17 protein-coding genes are annotated in these 25,126 nt (G+C 43.4%); 8 read left to right on the top strand and 9 right to left on the bottom strand.

From position 1 onward, the window contains the following. Positions 1-841 precede the first annotated feature (841 nt). From mutT to pilB, 7 genes are read right to left on the bottom strand one after another with little or no spacing between them, the layout of a single operon-like run. The gene (gene mutT, locus Q1A86_RS19525; RefSeq protein WP_299810591.1) at positions 842-1,231 is read right to left on the bottom strand and encodes an 8-oxo-dGTP diphosphatase MutT; all 390 of its coding nucleotides are present in this window, start codon (positions 1,229-1,231) and stop codon (positions 842-844) included. Further along, positions 1,228-1,467 (bottom strand): DNA gyrase inhibitor YacG, encoded by a 240-nt coding sequence (gene yacG, locus Q1A86_RS19520; protein WP_299810588.1) that lies wholly within the window; start codon positions 1,465-1,467, stop codon positions 1,228-1,230. The genes mutT and yacG overlap by 4 nt, the downstream gene beginning before the upstream one ends. Positions 1,468-1,526: 59 nt before the next feature. Next, complete coding sequence (gene zapD, locus Q1A86_RS19515) at positions 1,527-2,261, bottom strand: cell division protein ZapD (RefSeq protein WP_299810586.1); 735 nt, start codon at positions 2,259-2,261, stop codon at positions 1,527-1,529. A gap of 8 nt (positions 2,262-2,269) precedes the next feature. Next, positions 2,270-2,875, bottom strand: a complete 606-nt coding sequence (coaE, locus tag Q1A86_RS19510; protein ID WP_299810583.1) for a dephospho-CoA kinase — start codon at positions 2,873-2,875, stop codon at positions 2,270-2,272. A gap of 28 nt (positions 2,876-2,903) precedes the next feature. Beyond that, positions 2,904-3,815, bottom strand: coding sequence for an A24 family peptidase (locus tag Q1A86_RS19505; protein WP_299810580.1), 912 nt, complete (start codon positions 3,813-3,815; stop codon positions 2,904-2,906). 42 nt (positions 3,816-3,857) lie between these two features. Beyond that, a complete protein-coding gene (locus Q1A86_RS19500; RefSeq protein ID WP_299810577.1) occupies positions 3,858-5,123 on the bottom strand; it encodes a type II secretion system F family protein in 1,266 nt (421 codons plus the stop codon). Positions 5,124-5,171: 48 nt separating this feature from the next. Beyond that, entirely contained in the window at positions 5,172-6,881 is a 1,710-nt protein-coding gene (gene pilB / locus Q1A86_RS19495) for a type IV-A pilus assembly ATPase PilB (RefSeq protein ID WP_299810574.1), read from the bottom strand. Positions 6,882-7,159: 278 nt separating this feature from the next. Here pilB and Q1A86_RS19490 point away from each other — a divergent pair, with 278 nt between their 5' ends. Next, positions 7,160-8,518, top strand: coding sequence for an O-antigen ligase (locus Q1A86_RS19490; RefSeq protein ID WP_299810572.1), 1,359 nt, complete (start codon positions 7,160-7,162; stop codon positions 8,516-8,518). 255 nt (positions 8,519-8,773) lie between these two features. Here the strand turns inward: Q1A86_RS19490 and Q1A86_RS21215 are convergent, their stop codons facing one another. Next, on the bottom strand, positions 8,774-9,169 hold the full coding sequence (locus Q1A86_RS21215; RefSeq protein ID WP_367277939.1) for a prepilin-type N-terminal cleavage/methylation domain-containing protein: 396 nt from the start codon (positions 9,167-9,169) through the stop codon (positions 8,774-8,776). Positions 9,170-10,389: 1,220 nt separating this feature from the next. Continuing rightward, positions 10,390-11,274, bottom strand: a complete 885-nt coding sequence (gene nadC, locus Q1A86_RS19480; RefSeq protein ID WP_299810569.1) for a carboxylating nicotinate-nucleotide diphosphorylase — start codon at positions 11,272-11,274, stop codon at positions 10,390-10,392. Between the two features lie 250 nt (positions 11,275-11,524). Between nadC and ampD the strand changes: the two genes are divergently transcribed. The 7 genes from ampD (at position 11,525) to Q1A86_RS19445 (ending at position 25,064) form a co-directional block, all read left to right on the top strand. After that, complete coding sequence (ampD, locus tag Q1A86_RS19475; RefSeq protein WP_299810594.1) at positions 11,525-12,061, top strand: 1,6-anhydro-N-acetylmuramyl-L-alanine amidase AmpD; 537 nt, start codon at positions 11,525-11,527, stop codon at positions 12,059-12,061. A gap of 64 nt (positions 12,062-12,125) precedes the next feature. Further along, the gene (gene ampE / locus Q1A86_RS19470) at positions 12,126-12,977 is read left to right on the top strand and encodes a beta-lactamase regulator AmpE (RefSeq protein ID WP_299810566.1); all 852 of its coding nucleotides are present in this window, start codon (positions 12,126-12,128) and stop codon (positions 12,975-12,977) included. 361 nt (positions 12,978-13,338) lie between these two features. After that, the gene (gene pdhR / locus Q1A86_RS19465; RefSeq protein WP_299810563.1) at positions 13,339-14,091 is read left to right on the top strand and encodes a pyruvate dehydrogenase complex transcriptional repressor PdhR; all 753 of its coding nucleotides are present in this window, start codon (positions 13,339-13,341) and stop codon (positions 14,089-14,091) included. Between the two features lie 111 nt (positions 14,092-14,202). Then, positions 14,203-16,863: a pyruvate dehydrogenase (acetyl-transferring), homodimeric type gene (aceE, locus tag Q1A86_RS19460; RefSeq protein WP_299810560.1), complete on the top strand. Its 2,661-nt coding sequence runs from the start codon at positions 14,203-14,205 to the stop codon at positions 16,861-16,863. Between the two features lie 13 nt (positions 16,864-16,876). Beyond that, the gene (gene aceF / locus Q1A86_RS19455) at positions 16,877-18,775 is read left to right on the top strand and encodes a pyruvate dehydrogenase complex dihydrolipoyllysine-residue acetyltransferase (RefSeq protein ID WP_299810557.1); all 1,899 of its coding nucleotides are present in this window, start codon (positions 16,877-16,879) and stop codon (positions 18,773-18,775) included. Between the two features lie 243 nt (positions 18,776-19,018). Next, entirely contained in the window at positions 19,019-20,446 is a 1,428-nt protein-coding gene (gene lpdA, locus Q1A86_RS19450; protein WP_299810554.1) for a dihydrolipoyl dehydrogenase, read from the top strand. 139 nt (positions 20,447-20,585) lie between these two features. Next, entirely contained in the window at positions 20,586-25,064 is a 4,479-nt protein-coding gene (locus Q1A86_RS19445; protein WP_299810551.1) for an EAL domain-containing protein, read from the top strand. Positions 25,065-25,126: the final 62 nt, after the last annotated feature.

Below are 25,126 nucleotides of genomic sequence, written 5' to 3'. Positions count from 1 at the left end.
TCGCCGATGGTAGTGTGGGGTCTCCCCATGTGAGAGTAGGTCATTTCCAGGCGCCTATTTAAGTCGAAAAGCCACCTTATTAAGGTGGCTTTTTTGCGTTTAGGCGTTTGTAAAATATTGAACGCTAACTTATCTAGAATACAGCTACCCGTTAAGGTGACTACTTCACTTAAAGTAGGCATAAATGCCTACCCCCGACGTCAACTCGCCGCTGAGCGGGTTCTCCAGCTTGCAGCAAAGCTGCTACGCGCTACAAGATTGCAATGTACTTCGTACATTAAGCGCAACCTCTTCGCCCCCATGTGTTCGCTGCGCGAACCGAGGGCGATTATATGCTCCTGCATAATCGACACTTCCCACATCCATGTGGGTCGTAGGTCATTTCCAGGCGCCAAATACGAGAAAGCCCGCTACGATGTAGCGGGCTTTCTCGTTTTTGTCTGGAAAGGTGACCGAACTAACATGGGGAAGTAAAAAGTCCGAACGTAGTGAGGCTCAATACCCATGTGGAGTAGGGTGAAGCCCTTGTGCTTATCAAACGAAGTTTGATGCATGGGGTGAACGCGGAGAGCTTGCTCGAAGCTGGCCATGATAGGCGCTAAAGGATTTACGAAATAGAGGTAAAAAGCATTGCCCTAGAGCCTTTTGGTTGTTTATGGCGCTAGTTATAGAGGTACTGATTACGAAAAATGAATTGGAGCATAAGCGTGAAAGCATGAGCTTGGAGGGGATGAAGTTTAGGCTTCGGTAGTTATGGAGGAAAACAGAGCCACTTTTGTGGCTCATGGCTGTTTATTGCTCAAGGCTATTTATTGCTCAAGGCTGTTTGCAGATAACGTGATTAGCCTAGGATTCTATCTAAGATAGCTTTATTGGCTTCGGGGAATTCGTACTGGCTGAGTTGGTCTTTCTCAACCCAGCAGACTTGCTGACCTTCTAAGCCTTTAGCTTCACCACTAAAATTGGTCACCCAATGGATATCTAAGAAGACTTGTTTATCGCCGTAGTCATGATGGATTTCCATCATAGGCTCAGTGCTAATAACGTCTAAATTGACCTCCTCTTTTAGCTCTCGTATAAGGGCTTCTGAGGTAGTTTCTTGTTTTTCGACCTTACCACCTGGGAACTCCCATTTTCCACCTTGGTGTAGGTGTTGAGGGCGTTTCGCTAATAAAGTTCGTTTATGATGATCTTGGATAACACCTACAGCAACGTGAATTTGTTTACTCATTGGTTTTTATCTTGTTCGAATGGATTTTCGTCTAGGAAGAAATCGGCATCGTCGTAGCCTAATTGATCTAACAGCTCTGGATCGAATTCAGGTTTAACTGGAATAGCATTCTTTTCAGATGCCCAATCGCCAAGGTCGATAAGCTTACAGCGTTCACTGCAAAAAGGTTTGAACTCAGCTTCAGCATTCCAAGTAACAGGTGTTTGGCAGGTTGGGCATTTTACGGTTAAAGACATAGAGAACCTTGTCAGTTAAGGGGCTGACGCTTGAAAGTGTATTAGTAGATTTTAAAGTGTTAGACGCAGGTTGCCAACTCGAATTCGATAGTTTGATCTGAGTGCTTTTGTTGGTCAAACTTTACAAAGTGAATGGCGTAGCGGTTCCTATTACCACTAATGGTTGGATAGCATCCTTGCTCTGCGGCGAGCTTGACCCTAATTAGAGATAAAGGCTGTTTACTGCTCCCTTGATAAAAGCCGCCACAAGCCTGCTTCAGCTGGTATTCTGTTGTCTGTCTTGTTAAGTCAAGAAGCAAATTTACAGGTGAAAGTATGCTAGCAAAGTGGCCAACCCAATCTTGATATTCACTCTGCCGATCTTCCCAGGGTTTTGCTAACCAGTAATGGAGTTGTGGTAAGTCAAAATTACAACTGGCGCCGGGCATATTGAACCTTTGCCTTAGGGCTGATAAGAAGCGATCTTTCTGCAACTCATGACCTGGTCGTTGAGAGGCTTGCAATATGTCTCTACAAGTACTCAGCTTTGATATATACAGTTCAACCTGCTCATCATTGATAGTTGGTAGCGATTGCCATTTTGATAAGGCAAACAGCTGCCTATCTAAGTCTTTCAGGACTTCGCCGCGGTAATCGCAGCGTTCGGTAAGTTCGCATAAAGAGAAGAGCGGATAAAAACAGCGATGCTGGTGATCTTGTTCTAGGTTGGCCTGTAGTTGCTGCGCTAAATATTCTAGACGCAGGTAGCTACGAGTTTTTTCATTAAGAGGCTGTTCATAGATCAATTCAGTCATGGCGTTATTCAAGAATTACTAGCTAATTTTAAATAAAAGTTATGTAGTGCATGTACCTTGCACTTTAACGCCGATATCTTTCCCTGATTGTCTATGACATCATCAGCTTTTGACAGTTTATCGGCTCTAGAAGCCTGACTGCCTATTATCTTTTTTACTTGCTGTGCAGTAACTGCATCTCTGCTAATGGTTCTTTGCTGCTGCAGTTTTGGTGAAATATCCACCAAAAGTGTTCGATCTACTAAGCTATCTAACCCGTTCTCAAATAGCAAGGGCACAACCATAATTACATAATCTGATTGGGCATCTTTGCACTGCTTCAGCATTTCATCTCTAATCATTGGGTGTAGCAGGTTATTTAGCCATAACCTCGCAGAGTTATCTGAAAAAATTTTTTCTCTAAGCTTTGCGCGATCTAGATTGCCATCGGTCGATAGCATGTCTGCACCAAAATGTTCAACAATTTGGCTAAGGCCAGTAGAGCCCTTTGCTACAACATCGCGGGCGATGATATCTGCATCAACCAGTGTCGTGCCGAGTTCTGCAAAAAGGTTAGCAACTGTTGTTTTACCGCTACCAATGCCACCTGTTAGTCCAACTATATAGTCAGCCATAATGATTCCTTTTACTCTATTATGACCTTTATAAGGTTGAAAGGTACCAGTTGGTAATGCTCTCGCCCCAGATCATGGCTATCCAGCCTGCAGCTGCGATGTAAGGCCCAAATGGAATTGGATTGCCATGGTTTAATTTCTTGAACAGGATAAGCGCAATACCCACAATAGCGCCTACTAGGGATGACAATAAGATAACCAGTGGTAACACTTGCCAGCCAAACCAAGCGCCAAAAACGGCTAGTAGCTTAAAGTCGCCATAGCCCATACCTTCCTTGCCTGTCAGCAGTTTAAATAGCCAGAACACGCTCCATAAACTTAAGTAACCCGCTGCAGCTCCTATTAAGGCATCAGATGTTGTTGCAAAGGTGCCACCTAAGTTAACGATAAGACCTAGCCATAATAAGGGCAGGGTAATTTGATCTGGTAACAGCATTTCGTCCAGATCGATACCCGTTAAGGCGATAAGGCAAAAGGTCAGTAAAGTGGTTAGCGCAAATTCTAGGGTGGGGCCAAAGTGCCAAGCCAAAAAGGCGACTAGTGCGCCAGTTAGTAGCTCGACAATAGGGTAGCGAGCCGAGATAGGATTGCTACAGGCTGCGCATTTGCCTTTTAGTATCAACCAACCAAGTATCGGTAGGTTATGGATAGCTTTGATATTCGTTTTGCATTTGGGGCAAGCAGAGCCAGGAACGACTAAATTGTATTTCTCTGGAAAAGCATCAATTGGAGCTTCAAGCAGTTTTTTATTGCTATCAAATACCTGTTTTTTGTATTCACTTAGGTAGTGATTACACTCTTGTTGCCATTCTCGTTTCATCATTACCGGCATGCGATGAATTACCACATTTAAAAAGCTGCCGATCACAGCTGCAAACACAAAGCTTAAGCTTATAAACAGCCAAGGGGTCTGGCTAAAAACAGAAATTAGTTCAGTCATTATTTTTCTTAAATTTTTGAAGTTAGCAGTAACATGATTATGTTAACTAACGACTTTACCCATTTGGAAGATTGGTAAGTACATGGCGACGATCAAACCGCCAACAACGGTGCCGATAACGACCATCATAATAGGTTCGATAAGACTTGATAAGCCATCAACGGCATCATCGACCTGCATTTCATAGATATTAGCCACTTTATTGAGCATATTATCGAGTGAACCTGACTCCTCACCAATCATCACCATCTGAATTAGCATATCAGGAAAGAGGCCTGTTGTACGCATAGCGACGTTCATCTGCATACCTGACATGACTTCGGTACGAATTTTTAAAATCGCTTTACGATAGACGGCATTACCTGACGCACCTGCTGCAGACTCCAAACCGTCAATCAATGGAACACCCGCTGCGAAGGTGGTTGCTAAGGTACGAGCAAAACGCGCCATAGCCCCTTTGTGCAGAATGGGGCCTATGGCTGGTATTTTTAAGAGAAATGCATCAACTTGATCACGAAAAAGCTGCGAGTTTTGATGTGTTTTCTTAAATGCAAACACAGCCATAGCGATAGCGGCGGCAAAGAAGTACCAAGAGCTTTCAAGCCCACGAGAGATAACCAATACAAATTGAGTGAATGCTGGCAGCTCAGCGCCAAAGCCTTTAAAAATTTCTTCAAATTGTGGAACTACAAACAGTAGTAATAAAGCCGTAACCAAAACCGCGACGATAACAACGGCAGCAGGATAAAACATTGCCTTCTTAATTTTTGACTTTAGCGCTTCGGACTTCTCTCTATAGGTCGCAATGCGATCGAATACGGTATCAAGAGAACCAGAGTGTTCCCCTGCTGCAACGAGGTCGACATAAAGATCATCAAAGTATTGCCTGTGTGGTCGCAGTGCATCAGATAAAGGGATACCTGATTGAATTTCGGCAAGAATTGTGGCCAATAATTCGCGCATTTTAGCTTTTTCATGACCACGACCAAGGAGTTCAATCGTAGTCACAAGAGGGACGCCCGCGGCTAACATGGTGGCAATTTGGCGAGTGACCATGGCTATATCCATGGGTTGTATTTTAGGATCGCCAAGTTTGAATAGCGGAGCCGCTTGTTTTTTTACTGATTTAGGCGTCACACCTTGGCTTTTTAATTGAGCGCGGATCTCGGCGCTTGAAACGCCTCTTAGCTCGCCAGAAGTTTTTGAGCCATCACGATTTGTGCCTTTCCACTCGTAGGTGAGGACTTTGGGTTCGTTTTTTGATTTCTTGGCGGGATTCTTTTTTGTTTTAATTGTTGCCGTCGCCATAACGTATCCTTCTGATATTTAAGTGAGTAGCTAAAGTTGGGTGAAGGGTTAAAAACTAGTGACACGATTGATTTCGGTAATACTGGTGACGCCTTGGATGACTTTCAATAGACCTGAATCTCGTAAGTCGCGCATCCCCTGTTTCTTTGCTTGTTTAAGAATTTGAAGGGAATTGCCTCCCTCCATAATGGTACGGGCAATTTCATCTGACATCTTCATTACTTCGTAGATTCCGACTCGGCCTTTATAGCCGCCAGAGCAGAGATCGCAACCTACAGGCTTGTGGGGGGTTATGCCTGCATCGACTTGCTCTTGGCTAAAACCAAGCTTTAAAAGCCCATCAGCTGGAATATCTTCTGGCACCTTGCAGGTCGGGCATAAGCGTCTTGAAAGACGCTGGGCGATAATCAGGTTCACCGAGCTGGCGATGTTATAACCTGGTACGCCCATATTGATTAAGCGGGTTAGCGTTTCAGCTGCAGAGTTGGTATGTAGAGTTGATAACACTAAGTGACCCGTTTGCGCCGCTTTGATGGCAATCTCAGCGGTCTCTAAATCTCGGATTTCACCCACCATCACCACATCAGGGTCTTGGCGCAGGAATGAGCGCAGCGCTGATGCGAAAGTTAAGCCCGCTTTCAGGTTAATGTGGACCTGGTTAACCCCTTCGAGGTTAATCTCCACCGGATCCTCGGCGGTGGAGATATTACGCTCTTGGGTATTAAGAATATTAAGGCCGGTATACAGCGATACCGTCTTACCTGAACCCGTAGGGCCGGTCACTAGGATCATGCCTTGTGGTTTTTGTAGCATTTCTTCGTACATGATTCTCTGGTCATCTTCATAACCCAGCTTTTCGATACCAAGCTGTGCCGATGATGAGTCCAAGATACGCATTACAATCTTCTCGCCCCAGATGGTGGGCAAGGTGCTGACACGAAAATCGATGGATTTAGAACGTGATAGCTTCATCTTGATGCGACCATCTTGGGGGACTCGGCGCTCGGCAATATCAAGCTTGGACATCACCTTTAAACGGGCTGAAATACGACCTGAAAGATTAACTGGCGGCTCGGAGACCTCATGCAATATGCCGTCGATACGAAAGCGAATACGGTAGCGTTTCTCGTAGGGCTCAAAGTGCAGATCCGATGCGCCTTTACGTATGGCATCTGTGAGGATTTTATTGATATAGATAACGATTGGCGCGTCATCTTTGCCATTACCATCTTGCTCTTCATCGCGCTTATCGGTATCGGTTACTTCTATCCCTGCTAAAGCTTCCTCATCAATTGAGCTTAAATCAAGGCTACTAATGTCATCTTCAAGGATGGTTTCAAGCGCTTTAGTGAGTTTATCGTCTTCAACTAAAATCGCTTCGGCGTGCAGGCCCGCGCTGAATTGGAAGTCTTCTAGTGCTGCGATATTTGTTGGGTCGGAGGTTGCAATATAGAGACGGTTGCCGCGTTTAAACAATGGCAAGCAATTGTGTTTTTCAATCAGCTTCTTATTGATAAACTCTTCAGGAATAGAGCCTATATCGAATTCATTAAGATCCAGCAGTGGGGTGCCGTATTCTTCATAGCAAAGATCGGCGACTTCACGCGCTGACAAGAGGTTAATGCTGACTAAGGTGCGCACTAAAGATTGCTTGTGTTTACGGGATTGCGCAACGGCTTCTGCCAATTGTTCTTCGCTAAGTAGACCCTTGCGAATAAATAGTGTCGATAATCCCAAGTTTAGGCCGGTTGATGGCATAGATATTCCAGTTACACGCAACTGTAAAAATCATAACGCTTTTGTAGCATTTTGTCATCGAACTTTTAAGTAGATATTGATAAAGTTAGTCAACAAAGTCAGTGTTACTTTAGTTTTTTAAAAACATATGTTTACGCTTGCTTTTTGGGTGTGAGTATTCTCTTTTCGTCAAATGATGGGGGTCGCATTAAATTAATGGCTTAACATGGCCTGAACAATGAGTACAAGTTATGTGGTTTAGGCTTCAAATAGGCGAAAGGGAATAGTGAGGTGTGAAAATGTCATTAAATATTTATTCTTGGGGAGTGATGATAGCTTTTAGCTTGTCAATTCTATTTGGGACTGTCTTTTCGCTAAATATCATTAGAGTTATTGATGTTGATAATCTGTACGACCTAAAGCGAATCATCGTCATTGCATTTATTTTTTTGTCTTCTATAGGTTTACTATCATTTAAAAAAGTTGAATTTTTTAGGTGGTCTAATTCTAGTCAAATGTTCTTTTTGGGATATATAACTTTGGCTGTAATATCGACTTCTATGAGTAAACATGCTTACTGGAGCGGAGTTGAGCTCGCAAATATCGGCTTGCTGTTTTGTTCTTTCTATGTACTGTCAACATGCATTAGAACCATTCATGGAGATACATTCTACCGATGTTTGTTTGCCTTTGTGCTGCTATTTTCACTTCTAACGTTTGTTCGATATGTAATATTTCTTGGCTTGTTTTATTTTGACGGTAACGCTTTCAATATTCACAGCTTAGTATCTGGATACAGTAATGTAAGGTTTTTCAATCAATTGCAAGTAATGCTTATGCCTGTCTTATTACTGCCTTTTTTTTTGCAATCTATGGAGAAGTACAAAAATCTTTCTGTTTTTGCTCTTTCATTCCACTGGGTTGTTCTTTTACAAACAGAGGCTAGAGGAGCTTTGCTCTCTCTGATTATAGGTTTATTTTTGTTAGCATGCTTTTTACCCTCCAGTTCACGTAAAATACTCGTTTACAGTACGGTTAAATCAATATTGCTTGGTATCGTATTGTGGTTGATATTTATCATCTGTATTCCTATGTGGGTTATAGAAAGTTCGAGCTTTCAGCTTAGAACCGGGTCATCTGGCCGCATAGACCTATGGCTTTATGTGCTTAACTCCATTTCTAAAGAGTTATGGTTTGGCTTTGGGCCTATGAGCTTTGTTTGGGCGGAAGGAAGACCTTTACCTAATGCGCATCCGCATAATTCAGTTATGCAATTACTTTACGAGTATGGGATCGTCGTATGTATCGTCATAACTACTTGGATAATAAGGCGTGTATATGGACGTTTAGCATATCTGAAAGAGACTATGCATAGCTCCACAATTCCTATCACCTATGCAGTGTTGTCTGCTCTTATCTATTCTTTGTTTAGCGGTATTATTGTCATGCCGATGGCGCAGTTTTTGCTTGTGTTTTTAGTGGCAATACAAGTGCAGTATTGTGAGGTCAATTTTGGAAAGGTTGGGCTGTTTGGGAAATTATTTCTGATGATATCGGTATCCATAATGAGTGTTATCATTTTTAGTAGCTATCAAGATGGAGAGTTGCTCGAAGCTAGGTTTCCTCGGATTTGGCTTAATGGTCTAATTAGCTATTAAATTTGCGGATTTACATGCTTGTTTTGGTGATTGTTAGAGCCTCTGTATTTGTTGATACAAGCTCATAATCACTTTCTGAAAGGGTCGTTTGATTTAGCTCTAGTTTTTATATGACATCCAAAGCGAGTAGATATATTTATTAAAAGTGACTTTAATCCTTTTATTGTGTCTACTTATCTCAGGACTAACAGTAGAAGTAAAAAAGCCACTATTATTAGTGGCTTTTAGGGGAATCATGATTAGGTTGGGAGGTAATTATGAACCTGCGCCAGAGCCTTCTTGGCAAAGAAGACTATCTTTTGTATCAACGCCTACAGCGGTATAGGTGACACTACCATCGACATCTACAGCTCCGTTTACTGTGCACTTATCGTTAGTCATTGTGATTGTGTATGCAGTGCCTTGTGTAACAGTTGGCTTAGCAATACCAAGAACTGCTGCAATATTGTTTTCTACTGTTGAACAGCCAATGCCCGATGTAACACAAGCTGATGTGGTAGAAGTTAATGAGCTGACCGCTTTCATCGCTGCACCACCACTTGATGTCGTGATGTAGTCTTTATAAGCTGGCAACGCTACAGCAGCCAAAATACCGATAATCGCTACTACGATCATCAATTCAATTAGGGTGAAGCCCTTAGCTTTATTCATTTGTGACTTGTTCATCATGCTTTTCATGCCTATCTCCATTAGAAAGCTTTGAATCACGTTTGAACGCAGATTTTTGCTATTCAAATCGCTATTCGTACTGTTATATCAGTAAGTAGTGCTTCAACCCTGCTTGATGCTCCTGCGCCAGCACGTCGCAAATTCCTATGCTAATTGTCACTATTATGAGTTAGTTAAGGTGCATACAACTTGTATTCTAGAGTATGTACGATAACGGTATTAGTGGCTTTTAGCGCGACCTCAGGTATCCGTGTCTATCTTAAATATAAAAATTAATTTTTAAGGTTACTCGGCTTTATTATTAACTGAACTCAAAGTTACAAATTAAATTGAAGTATTTATTAATTAACTTAGTACTGATGAACGTACTGGTTAATAAACATTCTATTTAATACTGGTAACGATAAATCAGTTGTTATATCTAAAACGAGTTAACCAAGCTGGCAATCTCGCCTAAGTGCAAGTTAGTACAAAGTTAACAAAAATGGAATAGCTGTTTGCAATAAAGTGGCTCTTTAGTCGCGAAATTTTCTAAAAATGGTGAGTTTTTATCTAAATGGTTATAGCGGTTGTTTGTCGATGGTTGGAATATTGACATTTGTGAGTCTGGTGTCAGTTTTACGTTACGTCTTGGTCGCTATTTTTGAAGTGAGCATATTTAGGTAGATATTTAGTCGATGAATTCTATGCACTTCGGTTATTCTCTGTGTTATTTACCCCTATATTTCCGTCGAGTAAGCGCTGTCTAGTTCTGTTTTGTATAGCAGCTTAAGTCATATTTAAACATTTTGTTTACTTTACGTGTTGATGAATCGCCATTTCGCGACGCGAAAGTGTTAGCTCCTTGCTGTATATTTTAAAGTTGTTAACTAAGGAGTCGTTGATATAAAAGTGGCTCAAGAAGTTAGTCATTTGGTGTTATTACAATGGTTGTTATGGGGGAATAGGAATACTGTTATTTGGTTGATTATGCTAAATAGAGAGAAAGGATATTTAGATATTCGCGTTTAAAACGCATTTCTAATCAGCTTGATTATTTTCGTTAATGACACTTTATAGCGTCTAATGTCGACGATGACGATGACGATGACGATGACGGTAATCTATTAATGATTAATCAGATCGGAGCAGTTGCTAGAGTCGAACTCAATAAAAAGCCTAATAAAATTAGGCTTTTTATTTTGGAAGAATGAAATAAATACCTACTTAAGCCTTAACGACAGATCCAGTGCGCGGACATGTTTGGTTAATGCGCCAACAGAGATATAGTCGACACCGGTTTTGGCGAAGCTGGAGATGGTATCTATAGTGACGTCGCCAGAGACTTCAAGTTTCACACCTTGGCCATTGGCTTTATAACTGTTGTTAAGCTCAACCGCTTCTATCATCATGGTGATATCGAAGTTATCTAGCATAACAATATCTGATTGCGCATCGAGAGCCTGTTTTAGCTCGTCAATACTCTCAACTTCAACTTCTACAGGTTTGTCTGCGTGTAGCTCTCTAGCTGCTTTGATTGCTTTTTCTATGCTGCCACAGGCCATGATGTGGTTTTCTTTGATCAGAAAAGCATCGAATAAACCGATGCGATGGTTCTGTCCACCACCGCAAGTAACCGCATATTTCTGCGCGGTGCGCAGGCCTGGAATCGTTTTACGGGTATCGAGTAGGCGAGTGTGAGTACCTGATAAACGGTCCACATAGTGTTTAGTTAACGTAGCGACACCTGATAAGGTTTGGATGAAGTTCATCGCCGTGCGCTCACCCGTTAAGATGGCTCTTGCTGGCCCTTCGAGCTCACAAAGGAGTTGGTTAGGTAGAACTAAGTCGCCATCATCGACATGCCAGTGCAGTGCTACTTCACCACCTAACTGGTTAAACACTTGTTCAGCCCAGGCCTTTCCGCAAAATACCCCTTCTTCGCGGGTGATTAAGCTGGCTTTTGCTGTTTTATCGGCTGGAATTAGCTGTGCTGTGATGTCTGCGTCGGATCTTTGTGAGGAAGTTAGATTCGAACTGGAATCTTGGTGACCTAAATCTTCATCCAAAGCAGCTTTGACTGAGAGACGAATATCATTTTCAAGCATGGTGGCTGTCCTTACTGACTTATAACTTATCTTATTAACTGGGTTATAACTGTTGTATACATGGGGCACGCTTTAATAGTTGTTTTAATCTTAACATAAGTCGTTAGGGAGTGAGCTAGCATTATCATGGCTTATGCTCTGGAAATAACGGTATTTAGAGGGTGATAATTCTCAAAAGCGCAGCTATATTCATAGGGTTAAAACTGCTAAAGTGATTAATAATATTTGCTTTAGGATCATTGTTTTGCCGATGACTTTACGCGATGGTTGGGTCGCACAGGCTAGATGCTGCCCATCTCCACATTTTAATACTAGGCCGCTTAATGAAGTGAGCTTGCTGGTGATCCATAATATTAGTTTGCCTGCAGGCTGTTTTGGTCAGCCTTATATTGATCAGCTATTTCAAGGTTGTCTCGATATTGAAGCCGATACCAGCTTTAAAGATTTGCAAGGCATGGAAGTGTCGGCGCACTTTCTAATCAGGCGTGATGGTGAGTTGGTGCAATATGTCTCTTGTGATGATAGAGCCTGGCATGCAGGGGTATCTGAGTTTGATGGCCGTAGTAATTGTAATGACTTTGCTATAGGTATTGAGCTTGAAGGGACTGATGATCTTTCTTATTCAGACGAGCAGTATCAAAGGCTGATTGAATTAACTAAGAGCCTAATGGTTCATTATGCTGATATTACGCCTTCAAGAGTTACTGGGCATAGTGATATAGCTCCGGGGCGTAAAACCGATCCGGGTAATAGCTTTGATTGGCAGCGTTATAAAGCTGCATTGTAATAGAATGCGAGTTCGACGGCAGAAATGGTCGAAATGAGCAGATTAACCATTAAAGGTGAAAATTATGGCTTTGTTTGCGTTATTAGTCGCGATTTTAGTTGAGAGATTACGGCTTTTACCTAATTCTTGGCAGTTTGATGACTTGTTATCAAAATATCATAAGTCGCTTATCAGTGAGCAACAGCAGCCATCACTATTGACGATGATATTGGTAATTTTACTGCCTGCTGTTCTTGTCTATATCTTGTCTTGGCTGGCATCTGGAATATTGTGGGGAGCAGCCAGTGTCGCGCTGTGGGTGTCGATTGCGGTGCTTTGCTTTAGCCATAATGTACAAAGAACGGCTTTCAAGCGTTATATACAAGCGGCTTGCCGCGGAGACTCACAAGCCTGCTTTAATTATGCTAATGAATTGGACTCTAGCCTTTGTCTGGAGTCTGTTAATGAGAAAGAACTGGGCGAAAAAGTAGGGCAGAGTGTTGCGTGGATCAATTACCGCTATTACGGTGCGATTGCGCTATATATTATTGTTCTAGGGCCGGTAGGCACTGTGCTTTATTGCACGGTACGCTTTTATAGCGAACAGAGTCGTAAGAGTGATACTGCACTGCCTTTGGTCGATAATCTGCTATTCGTGCTTGATTGGATCCCAAGTCGCATCTTCTCATTTGGTTATGTATTAAGTGGTCATTTCAGACAAGCCATTTCGGCCTGGTTATCATATGCATTGAATCCTCAATCTTCCGCTCGTGACACGATTACTCAAGTCGCGGTCGCTGCTGAAACATTGCCCGAGTCATCATCGGCACCCATTTGTTTACAGTCGACTATCGCATTACTACAGTTGAGTAAGCGTAATTTTATTCTACTTATTACGGTACTTTCCTTGATGACAATATTTGGAGTGGTGAGTTAGTAAGCAAACAGTTTCGTTTCTAAAGAAAATTACGGCTGATTTTAAGTCAGTTGTACAAGCGTGATTAGACCAAGAATTGTACGATTTATTTGCATTTAATGAATCGTACGCTCTCTTCTATCAATATTCATTTACCAAAAAATCTCTCCATGTTTAATTGCTTATAATAATTATTATCAATGCGCCCAATATCAATATTGGCACATTGGTCTGACCCCACAGTGAGAAAAATCAGCTATGCTCACACATCGCGCATAGATTTGATGCAGATCACTAACTGGACATCCAAAGTGTGATTTGATAAAGTGCGCTCAGTCAATTAAATTGGTAAGACCAATTTACAATAGGAGCTGAGGGCCATATGGCTTATAGCAAAATCAACCAGCCTAAAATATCTGACGTCATTATGGGACAGTTGGAACAGATGATCTTGGAAGGAAGTATCCAACCAGGACAGAAGCTTCCTCCTGAACGCGAACTGGCGTTGCAATTTGAAGTCTCTAGACCTTCATTGCGCGAAGCGATTCAAAAGCTCGAAGCAAAAGGCTTGTTAATGCGTCGTCAAGGCGGCGGAACCTATGTAAAAGAGCAGCTCTGGCAAAGTCTTGCCGACCCAATCGTTGAACTCATGCATTCAGACTCAGAAAGCCAATATGACTTACTGGAGTTTCGTCATGCCACTGAAGGCATGATGGCGTATTTTGCCGCGCTTCGTGGTACTGATGCGGATATGCAAAATATCAAGCGCACCATTTTAGAAGTGGAAGCCGCTAAAAACATCGAAGAGCAAGCTAACGCGATTGTACGTTTCTACCGCGCTGTCGCGGAGGCATCACATAACGTGGCTATGCTACATCTGGTATTAAGTTTATCTCCTGTGCTGCATAAAAACGTGGCACAGAACTTAGAGCTTTTAAGCCGACGCGAAGAAGCCTCTACTATGGCAAACGATCATAGGCGAGCACTGCTAGCCGCTATTGTTCGCCGCGATCCCGAAGCTGCACGCGAAGCCTCCAATGAACACTTAAGTTACATTGAAGAAGTGATGTTGTCTGTTAGGGAAGAAGATAGCCGATTGCAGCGTAGCCTGCGTCGTTTAAAGAGTGGTGTATAGGCTCACTCTATAACGAGTATTAGCCTGTAACCGAACTAAATTTTTAATATTTAAATACACTAATAACCGACGGTGGTTACTTAGGTATTACGTATAGGAAAGGACTGCAAAATGTCTGAACATATGCTAAACGACATAGACCCACTAGAAACTAATGAGTGGTTGTCAGCTCTAGAATCAGTTGTACGCGAAGAAGGCGTTGAACGAGCTCAATACCTACTAGAGCAAGTACTCGATAAGGCCCGTTTAGATGGTGTCGATATGGCGACGGGTATTACCACGAACTACATCAACACGATTCCAACAAGCCAAGAGCCAGCATATCCTGGTAATACAACAATTGAGCGCCGTATTCGCTCAATCATCCGTTGGAACGCCATCATGATCGTCCTGCGTGCATCTAAGAAAGACTTAGATCTTGGTGGACATATGGCGTCTTACCAATCTGCCGCATCGTTTTATGAAATGTGTTTTAACCACTTCTTCCGTGCACCAAATGAAGTGGATGGTGGCGATTTAGTTTATTATCAAGGTCATATCTCTCCAGGTATCTACTCACGTGCATTCTTAGAAGGTCGTTTGACTGAAGAGCAGTTAGATAACTTCCGCCAAGAAGTAGACGGTAAAGGTATTCCTTCATATCCGCATCCAAAGCTAATGCCTGAGTTCTGGCAGTTCCCAACGGTATCTATGGGTCTAGGCCCAATGTCTGCCATTTATCAAGCACGTTTCCTTAAGTACTTAGATGGCCGTGGCTTAAAAGATACTTCAGCTCAGCGTGTATATGCATTCCTTGGTGACGGTGAGATGGATGAGCCGGAATCACGCGGTGCAATTTCTTTCGCTTCACGTGAAAAGTTAGACAACCTATGCTTCCTAATCAACTGCAACTTGCAGCGTCTAGACGGCCCAGTTATGGGTAACGGTAAGATCATTCAAGAGCTTGAAGGTCTATTTAGAGGCGCAGGCTGGAACGTAGTTAAAGTGATCTGGGGTAACAACTGGGATGCACTGATTGCTAAAGATACTACGGGTAAGCTACTGCAGTTAATGAACGAAACTATTGACGGCGACTACCAGACATTTAAGTCAAAAGATGGTGCTTATGTACGTGAGCACTTCTTTGGTAAGTACCCAGAAACCGCAGCGCTAGTATCTGATATGACAGATGCAGAGATCTTCGCGCTTAAGCGTGGTGGTCATGAGCCTTCTAAACTGTTTGCAGCATTTAAGAATGCGCAAGAAACTAAAGGCAAGCCAACTGTCATCTTAGCTAAAACTGTAAAAGGTTATGGCATGGGTGATGCAGCAGAAGGCAAGAACATTGCTCACGGCGTGAAGAAGATGGACATGACTCACGTACTTCAGTTGCGTAACCGTCTTGGTCTTGGCGATTTACTAAGCGATGAGAAAGTATCTGAACTACCTTACCTAACGCTTGAAGAAGGTTCAGAAGAGTACAAGTACTTACACGCTCGTCGTGATGCGCTTCATGGTTACACGCCACAGCGTCTGCCTAACTTCACAAAAGCGCTAGAGCTTCCTGCTGTTGATGAGTTCAGCTCTTTGCTTGTTGAGCAAAAGCGTGAAATCTCAACCACTATGGCATTTGTTCGTACACTGAACATCTTGCTGAAGAACAAAGGCATTGGTAAGAACATCGTTCCTATTATTGCTGACGAAGCACGTACTTTCGGTATGGAAGGTCTGTTCCGTCAAATCGGTATTTACAACCCGCATGGTCAGGAATACACACCTGAAGATCGCAGTGTTGTGTCTTACTATAAAGAAGCGACTTCTGGTCAAGTATTACAAGAAGGTATCAACGAGCTAGGTGCTATGTCTTCGTGGGTTGCTGCGGCAACGTCATACAGCACTAACGATCTACCGATGATCCCGTTCTACATCTACTACTCAATGTTTGGTTTCCAACGTGTTGGCGACATGGCATGGATGGCGGGTGATCAGCAAGCACGTGGTTTCTTATTAGGTGCTACAGCAGGTCGTACAACGCTAAACGGTGAAGGTCTGCAGCACGAAGATGGTCATAGCCATGTTCAAGCTAACACGATTCCAAACTGTATCTCTTACGACCCAACATTTGCGTATGAGCTAGCGGTAATCATGCAAGACGGTATCCGTCGTATGTATGGCGACCAAGAGAACGTGTTCTACTACTTGACGCTAATGAACGAAAACTACGCGATGCCAGCAATGCCAGAAGGTAGCGAAGAAGGTATTCGTAAAGGTATTTACAAGCTTGAGTCGTACACAGGTAGCAACAAGGTTCAGCTAATGAGCTCGGGTACTATCATGAACGAAGTGCGTAAAGCGGCTCAAATTCTAAGTGAAGAATACGATGTTGCATCTGATGTTTACTCAGTGACTTCATTCAACGAGCTAACTCGTGAAGGTCAAGATGTTGAGCGCTTCAACATGCTGCACCCAGAAGCTGAGCAAAAGACAGCGTACATTACTCAAGTCATGGGTACTGAACCAGCCATTGCTGCAACCGATTACATGAAGAACTATGCTGAACAAGTTCGTGCATTTATGCCTTCTGAATCATTCAAAGTGCTAGGTACTGATGGTTTCGGTCGTTCAGACAGCCGTGAAAACCTACGTCGTCACTTTGAAGTAAATGCTGGCTACGTTGTTGTAGCGGCGCTGAATGAACTCGCTAAACGTGGCGATATTGAAAAGTCAGTGGTTGCTAAAGCCATTGCTAAGTTCAATATCGACGCTGACAAGACAAACCCGCTATACGCGTAAGAGGCAATACAAAATGACAATCGAAATTAATGTACCTGACATTGGTGCCGATGAAGTTGAAGTGACTGAGATCTTGGTTAGCGTAGGCGACAAGGTTGAAGAAGAACAATCACTTATCTCTGTAGAAGGCGATAAAGCGGCGATGGAAGTTCCAGCTTCTGCTGCGGGTATTGTTAAAGAAATTAAAGTGGTAGTGGGTGACAAAGTGTCTACCGATTCATTGATTATGATTTTTGAATCTGAAGGCGCAGCATCTGCTCCTGTAGCTGCAGTTGAGTCAGCACCTGTTGCGGCTCCTGCTGCACCAGCTGCGGCTGAGCTAAAAGAAGTGCATGTGCCGGATATCGGTGATGACGAAGTTGAAGTGACTGAAATTTTAGTCACTGTTGGCGACAGCGTTACTGAAGAGCAATCGCTAATGAGCGTTGAAGGTGACAAGGCTTCTATGGAAGTACCTGCACCATTTGCTGGTGTACTGAAAGAAATCAAAGTGAATGTAGGCGACAAAGTCTCTACTGGTAGCTTGGTAATGGTTTTTGAAGTTACGGGTTCTGCTCCTGCTGCCGCGGCTCCAGCGCCAGTTGCAGCACCTGCTGCAGTGGCATCGGCACCATCAGTGCAAGATGTTAACGTGCCAGACATTGGCGGTGATGAAGTTGAAGTGACTGAAATCATGGTTAGCGTCGGTGATACTGTTACTGAAGAGCAATCGCTTATCAGCGTTGAAGGTGATAAGGCTGCGATGGAAGTACCTGCACCGTTTGCTGGTAAAGTGTTAGAAATTAAAGTGGCTCAAGGCGATAAAGTATCGACTGGTTCTTTGATTATGACATTTGAAGTGGCTGGTAGCGCACCTGTTGCTGCTCCAGTACAGGCGGCTGCTCCAGCTCCTGCTGCACCAGTTGCAACTCCTGTTGCAAGCCAAGCTCCTGCTACTAGCCAAGCAGCGGCGCCTGCAGCGAAAGAAGACTTCGTTGAAAACAGTGCATACGCTCATGCTTCTCCAGTTATCCGCCGTATGGCGCGTGAACTAGGCGTTAACCTAGCTAACGTTAAAGGTACTGGCCGTAAGAATCGCGTAGTTAAAGAAGATGTTCAAAACTACATTAAAGCGGTTATTAAGCAAGTTGAGTCTGGCGCAGTTAAAACTGCAGCTGGTGGCGGTGAGCTAAACCTACTTGCATGGCCAAAAGTGGACTTCAGCAAGTTTGGTGAAACAGAAGTTAAGCCATTATCACGTATTCAGAAGATTTCTGGTGCTAATCTACACCGTAACTGGGTGAAGATCCCACATGTTACCCAGTGGGATGACGCTGATATCACAGAACTAGAAGCTTTCCGTAAGGCGCAAAATGCTGCCGAAGCGAAGAAAGACTCTGGCATGAAGATCACACCGCTGGTGTTCATCATGAAGGCGGTTGCGAAAGCGCTAGAAGCATTCCCAACCTTTAACTCTTCATTGTCAGAAGACGGCGAAAGCTTGATTTTGAAGAAGTACGTTAACGTGGGTATCGCGGTTGATACGCCAAACGGTCTTGTTGTTCCAGTATTTAAAGATGTGAACAAGAAAGGCATTCACGAGCTATCAGACGAGCTGAAAGAAATCTCTAAGAAAGCCCGCGGCGGTAAGTTAACTGCAGCAGATATGCAGGGTGGTTGCTTCACTATCTCAAGCCTAGGTGGTATTGGCGGTACGGCATTTACGCCAATCGTTAATGCTCCTGAAGTCGCTATTCTTGGTGTGTCTAAGTCAGACATGAAGCCAGTTTGGAATGGTAAAGAGTTTGAGCCGCGCTTAATGCTGCCGCTATCACTGTCTTACGATCACCGTGTGATTGATGGCGCCGATGGTGCTCGCTTTATCACGTACTTGAATAACTGCTTGTCAGACATTCGTACCTTAGTGCTTTAAAACAGATAGGCTGCTTAATACAAGCAGCCTATTTTCTAGGTCGCTTATCTGAGTCGCTTACCTAATTCGCTTAATTGGCACTATTAATAAACATCAGCAAGATTAAGCGTTTCTAGGATTGTGATCAGCATCAAACAAAGGTTAAAATGCGGCCACCTTACAAGATTTGGCCACAGTTTATCGTTGAGTCGGTTTTATCGTTAACTCGGTGCCACCAACGACATAAAAAGAATAGAGGAAAACATGAGTAACGAAATTAAAACTCAGGTAGTTGTACTAGGCGCTGGCCCTGCTGGCTATTCAGCTGCATTCCGTGCTGCAGACTTAGGTCTAGATACTGTTATCGTTGAACGTTTCAGCACGTTAGGTGGTGTATGTCTTAACGTCGGTTGTATCCCTTCTAAAGCTTTGCTTCATGTTTCTAAAGTTATCGAAGAAGCAAAAGCGGTTTCAAGCCACGGTGTTGTTTTCGGTGAGCCACAGATTGATCTTGATAAGCTACGTGAATACAAGCAATCAGTAATCGGTCAACTAACTAGCGGTTTAGGCGGCATGTCTAAGATGCGTAAGGTTGACGTGGTTAATGGTCTAGGTAAGTTCACTGGCCCTAACACGCTAGAAGTTCAAGGTGAAGACGGCGTTAAAGTTGTTCATTTCGAGCAAGCAATTATTGCTGCGGGTTCTCGTCCAATTCAGTTGCCATTTATTCCTCATGAAGATCCACGTGTATGGGATTCAACTGATGCGCTAGAGCTTAAAGAAGTGCCTGGCAAACTACTTGTTATGGGTGGCGGTATCATCGGTCTAGAGATGGGTACAGTTTACTCTTCACTAGGTAGTGAGATTGACGTGGTTGAGATGTTCGACCAAGTTATTCCTGCTGCAGACAAAGACGTTGTTCGCGTCTACACCAAGAAGATCAAGAAGAAGTTCAACTTGATGCTTGAAACTAAGGTGACTGCAGTTGAAGCCAAAGAAGATGGTATCTACGTGACAATGGAAGGCAAGAAAGCACCTGCTGAGCCTGTACGTTATGACGCAGTATTAGTTGCTATCGGCCGTATTCCAAACGGTAAAGGTTTAGACGCAGACAAAGCTGGCGTTAATGTTGATGAGCGTGGCTTTATCAATGTCGATAAGCAGATGCGTACTAACGTACCAAACATCTATGCAATTGGTGACATCGTTGGTCAACCAATGCTTGCACACAAAGGTGTGCATGAAGGTCACGTTGCTGCAGAAGTGATTTCTGGTCTTAAGCACTACTTTGACCCTAAAGTTATTCCATCAATTGCGTACACAGACCCAGAAGTCGCTTGGGTTGGTCTAACTGAGAAAGAAGCTAAAGAGCAAGGTGTTGCTTACGAAACTGCGACTTTCCCATGGGCAGCAAGTGGTCGTGCAATCGCATCAGATTGTGCAGATGGTATGACTAAGCTAATTTTCGACAAAGAAACTCACCGCGTTATCGGTGGCGCTATTGTTGGTGTTAATGGCGGCGAGCTACTAGGTGAAATTGGCCTAGCAATTGAAATGGGTTGTGATGCTGAAGATTTAGCACTAACCATTCACGCTCACCCAACACTGCATGAGTCAGTTGGTTTAGCTGCAGAAATTTACGAAGGTTCAATTACTGATTTGCCAAACCCTAAGGCAAAGAAGAAAAAGTAAGCTTTCGCTAATAAAAAAAAGCGCTCATTTGAGCGCTTTTTTTTTAACAGCTCGGAAGAGTACGTTTTAAGTGAACAATGGGTGAATCTGTGTTGGCTAAATGATACATTCTGGTTAACATGAAAAATCCCATAAGCACGTGAGAATAATAATCAAAAAAATCTGGCTTGCCTCCATTCTATTATTGTTAACTTGCACTGTGCCCGCCTTGGCTAGCGGTGTTGTTCAGCGAGTATTTGCAGCAAGCGACGGGCTGATCAGTGCTACAGTGTGGGATATCGCTTTCGATGAGCATGGTTTTACTTGGTTGGCGACAGAGGAGGGGCTGTATCGAGTCAGCAACAATAAAGTTCGCCGAATCGACAAGGTCGGCCTAGACTCCAAAATCAGCGATAGTATTCTTTTTCTCTCGGTTCCTCTTGGCAAGCAGCACATCTTAGTCAGCGGCAAGTACCAAGCTTATCTTTATGACATTTACGCTAATCGATTTGTCGAGTTTGGCAGCCCAGAGTTATTTCCTGAGTACCGTGGTAGTGGCATCGTATCGCAAATACAAGATACAAATGGCGATCGAATCTTTTTGACCTATGATGGTGAGCTGCTTAGATTTAACTATCAAAGCATGACCCTTAAGCGAATAAAGTTTCTCCCCAGTAATCCTGATCACCTTTGGTGGATAATGTTATCTCTGTCTGATAATCGTCTGCTTGTGGGTCAAGAAAAGCATTTAGAAGTTCGCGATATTAATGGTGTTAGATTAGACGTTTTACCATGGAAAAATGAGTGGGGGATGATTAAAAATGTCATCAAGCATTCTAGTGGGCGCATTTGGATCAGCTCGAGCAAAGGGCTATTTGAAGTTGACCAACAAAACCTGTCGATACAAAAAGTCGAACAGCTTGAACACTATATCACCAATATGGCCGAAGATAAGCAAGGCTATCTCTGGCTCTCGACTCGAGCTGGTTTGCTACGATGGTTGCCTGATGCCCAAAAAGGTATGCTCTACGGCAACGAATTAAAGCAAAAGTCCAACATAGATTACACCTATGACATTGCCGTCGATGAGACGGGATTGATTTGGGTGGGTGGCAGCGGTGATGGGGTCGCTATCTTAGCGGTCGACTCCGATTTTATTATTGATAAATTTACCAAAGGGTCTCCCTACGAGCTTAAAGATGAGGTGATCTGGACCATCTATGCTGATGACAAGTATATTTGGCTTGGTACCGATGCTGGCTTGATGCTAGTCGATAAGCACACTCAGAAATCCTACGCGATTAATCCTCAAGGGATAAATCTAAACGACAGCATCTTTAAAATTGATCCGTTAGATAACGAGTATCTATTGTTGTCGACGACCAACGGTTTATCTGTGGTAAATAAAGATACCTTACATAGCCAAAGTTTTGCGACTTGGTCAGGCGGCCGCAGTTCACTTGAATATAAAATGGTTTATAACACCTATTTTGATACTTTCATTGAAGGGCGGATCTGGTTTGCAACTAGTAGCGGACTTTATTATTGGGAAAAAGGATTTCTCGAGCCCAAGCTTATTCGCTTGGGTAGTGCTCTCAATAGTAATATTGCCGTTGAGGTTGTTGCTGTTACTCGAGACAGTGAACAGCGCTTATGGCTCGGTGGCTCGCGTATTTTTGGCTACCTAGACTCTCAAGATACCTTTCATCCAGTATTGGACCCCTTAAGTTTTGCAACAAATGGTGAGTCGAATATTCGATTTATTAAAGAGGTTAACCCAGGGGAACTTTGGCTTGGTTTGGAGTCGCAGGGGTTACTGTCATTCGATGTTCATTCTGGTGCGATTAAAAGTGTGACTGATAACTGGGACGTTAGTTGTGATTCAGTCTACTTTATCGACAATATTGGCGATTACCGGATCGTGGGGTGTCCTCGCTCGTTACTGAGAGAAAATGTGATTGATGGTGAGATCATAGTGATTTCACCACGGGATGGCTTGTTAAGTGATGAGCTAAATGAAGGGGCTTACTTTGTCTCCGAAGAGGGCTTATATCTCGGTACCCCTGATGGCGCGATGTTGGTCGATGTCGAGCTATTAGAAAACAGGATCTCAGATGATTCTATAATGCTAGAGTCGATAGAAATCTATTTTGAAGATCGCACTGAACTGAGTTTGATGCCGAAAAATGACTATCATATTCTACCCGGTGCCCACTTAATCAGTTTTCAGTTAGCTCGCCATGACTACCTCAACGTGAAACCTATGCAGATTAAGTATCGCTTACGTCGAGGCGGGCTAGACGAACAGGTAAACTATATCTTTCTCGATGGAAAATCCCAACTTAATATCTCCGGTTTAGCATCTGGATCTTATGTGCTGGAGATTCTTAGTATGGACAATGAAGTTTGGTCTGAGAATCCATTTTCATACAGTTTCTACGTTGAAAAGTATTGGTGGCAAACTTCTTGGTTTAAAGGCGGCATTTTGCTGTGTCTGTTGCTAACGGGCCTCGGAATTATTTTATACCGTCAGCGCCAAGTGATGGCGTTTAAAGGGGTCAATTCGGCGTTAACCGAAAGTGAGAATCGGCTCAAGCAAGCACTTAGAGGCAGTAACTCTGAGCTATGGGAGTGGCAGCGGGAGAGCGATCTATTTCGTCTAGAAAATACGGGGGGCGTATTATCTGCCGGGCAGTCACAAGTTTACTTGAAGTTAGAGCAGTTCCCCATCCACAAAGAAGATGTCGACGAGGTCATGGCGGCATGGAATGATATGTTGCAGGAGCGCACCGATAAATTCGAAGTCGAGTATCGATACTGGCGCACCGATGGCTGTATGGGCTGGGTTCGTGCGTTAGGCCGCCCAGTCGAAAGGAATGATATTTCAGGGGCTATTGAGCGTGTTGCTGGGATTTATAGTGATATCACCGAGCAGAGAAAACTAAAGGATGATGTTTATCTATTGGCACAAGCCTTTGAAAATACATCAGAAGCAGTACTTATTTTTGATAGCAATGAGACTATTCAAGTGAGCAATAAGGCCGCTGAGGATATTATTAGATTAGATTCTGAAAGTTTGAGCGGCATGGCTTTTTCTGAGGTACTACAGGGCGAAGAGAAAAATACCAGTATTGCTAGCCTACTGCAGCAGGGGGTGAGTTGGGCTGGAGAGTGTTCTGTTTATACGGGTGACGGCCAAAGGTGCGCGGCTTGGCTGAACGTCTCCTCTATTTTGAATACAAGTGGCAATGCTAGCCGTTATGTGGTGGTTTTTTCGGATATCACCGAGCGTAAACGTACTGAAGCTGAACTGCGTCGCCTGGCTAATTTTGATGTATTAACTGGCCTACCTAACCGCTCTTTGTTCTCGAGCAAATTATCTCAGTCAGTGTATCAAGCTGAAAAAGAGGGCGGGAACTTAGCCCTACTGTTTTTGGACTTAGACAGGTTCAAGCATGTGAATGATTCTTACGGTCATAGTATGGGAGATGCCCTGTTAGTTGAAGCATCTAATCGTTTGCAGGCTCTGATTTCAGATGAGAATGTCTTGTGCCGTTTTGGTGGTGATGAGTTTGTCATTTTGCTGCGTGATACCCCGACGATCGATACCGTGAATTACTTGTGCGAGCAGTTACTAGCGAGTATAGAAAAGCCTTTCGTGATCTATGGTCGGGAGTTCTATATCTCAACTAGTATCGGTGTCAGTCTATGGCCGGAAGATGCGAAACAGCCAGAGGTGTTGATTAAAAATGCCGACTTAGCTATGTATCACGCTAAGGAAGAGGGTAAAGGCCACTTTAAGTATTATTCGGAGGAGCGCAATGCTGAATCGCTTTATCATTTAGCATTAGAAGCGGATCTACGTAAGGCAATAGAGCGAAATGAGCTCGAGCTGCACTTTCAGCCTCAAATAGATATTTTGCAAAATGATAAACTCGTTGGGGTGGAAGCACTATTACGCTGGAATCACCCCAAAGAAGGTTTTATTCGCACAGATATCTTTATTAAGGTGGCAGAGGCATGTGGCCTGATTGTCGAAATTGATCGTTGGGTCATGCGTGAGGCTTGTCTTTATGGAGCGCGTTGGGCTCAGGAGTTGACCGAACCGATTAAGGTTTCGGTTAACATCTCTGCTCTGCACTTTCGTCTCCCTGACTTTATTAGCGGCGTTCAGCAGATCACGGCTGAGACAGGTATGCCACACTCTGCGCTCTCTTTAGAGATCACTGAAGGGGTGTTGATGAAAGAGCTTAAGGTGGCCAAGCAACACCTTAAAGCGCTTAAAACCATAGGGATCGATGTGGCGATCGATGATTTCGGTACAGGTTACTCGTCACTGGCATACTTAAGGCATTTCGAAGTTAACACCCTTAAAATAGATCGCTCCTTCCTTATCGATATCGCAACCAATAAGGCCGATCAGGCGATAGCGAGCAGCATCATTGAGCTGGCGAGAAACTTGAAGTTAGATGTCGTTGCGGAGGGCGTGGAAACCCATGAGCAGCTTGAGCATGTTTTCAGTCGAGGTTGCTATGTTATTCAGGGGTACTACTTCGCCAAACCTATGCCATTAGGCGAAATTGAAACTTATATGGGGTTAAATCAAGGCTTAAATAACGGCATAACCATAGAAGTTTAGCCCCAAATAGCCTGTCGGCAGTGCTATTTCTTGCGCATCGCCACTAAATAAAATACGTTAAG

The organism is uncultured Shewanella sp. (assembly GCF_947497935.1).
Classification (GTDB): Bacteria; Pseudomonadota; Gammaproteobacteria; order Enterobacterales; family Shewanellaceae; genus Shewanella.
This window is presented reverse-complemented; position numbering and strand designations above follow the sequence as displayed.

What these genes read in the sequence shown, in the direction of transcription:
- mutT (WP_299810591.1), bottom strand. Translation starts at nt 1,231, where the DNA reads ATGAGTAAACAAATTCACGTTGCTGTAGGTGTTATCCAAGATCATCAT.
- yacG (WP_299810588.1), bottom strand. Translation starts at nt 1,467, where the DNA reads ATGTCTTTAACCGTAAAATGCCCAACCTGCCAAACACCTGTTACTTGG.
- zapD (WP_299810586.1), bottom strand. Translation starts at nt 2,261, where the DNA reads ATGACTGAATTGATCTATGAACAGCCTCTTAATGAAAAAACTCGTAGC.
- coaE (WP_299810583.1), bottom strand. Translation starts at nt 2,875, where the DNA reads ATGGCTGACTATATAGTTGGACTAACAGGTGGCATTGGTAGCGGTAAA.
- Q1A86_RS19505 (WP_299810580.1), bottom strand. Translation starts at nt 3,815, where the DNA reads ATGACTGAACTAATTTCTGTTTTTAGCCAGACCCCTTGGCTGTTTATA.
- Q1A86_RS19500 (WP_299810577.1), bottom strand. Translation starts at nt 5,123, where the DNA reads ATGGCGACGGCAACAATTAAAACAAAAAAGAATCCCGCCAAGAAATCA.
- pilB (WP_299810574.1), bottom strand. Translation starts at nt 6,881, where the DNA reads ATGCCATCAACCGGCCTAAACTTGGGATTATCGACACTATTTATTCGC.
- Q1A86_RS19490 (WP_299810572.1), top strand. Translation starts at nt 7,160, where the DNA reads ATGTCATTAAATATTTATTCTTGGGGAGTGATGATAGCTTTTAGCTTG.
- Q1A86_RS21215 (WP_367277939.1), bottom strand. Translation starts at nt 9,169, where the DNA reads ATGAATAAAGCTAAGGGCTTCACCCTAATTGAATTGATGATCGTAGTA.
- nadC (WP_299810569.1), bottom strand. Translation starts at nt 11,274, where the DNA reads ATGCTTGAAAATGATATTCGTCTCTCAGTCAAAGCTGCTTTGGATGAA.
- ampD (WP_299810594.1), top strand. Translation starts at nt 11,525, where the DNA reads ATGACTTTACGCGATGGTTGGGTCGCACAGGCTAGATGCTGCCCATCT.
- ampE (WP_299810566.1), top strand. Translation starts at nt 12,126, where the DNA reads ATGGCTTTGTTTGCGTTATTAGTCGCGATTTTAGTTGAGAGATTACGG.
- pdhR (WP_299810563.1), top strand. Translation starts at nt 13,339, where the DNA reads ATGGCTTATAGCAAAATCAACCAGCCTAAAATATCTGACGTCATTATG.
- aceE (WP_299810560.1), top strand. Translation starts at nt 14,203, where the DNA reads ATGTCTGAACATATGCTAAACGACATAGACCCACTAGAAACTAATGAG.
- aceF (WP_299810557.1), top strand. Translation starts at nt 16,877, where the DNA reads ATGACAATCGAAATTAATGTACCTGACATTGGTGCCGATGAAGTTGAA.
- lpdA (WP_299810554.1), top strand. Translation starts at nt 19,019, where the DNA reads ATGAGTAACGAAATTAAAACTCAGGTAGTTGTACTAGGCGCTGGCCCT.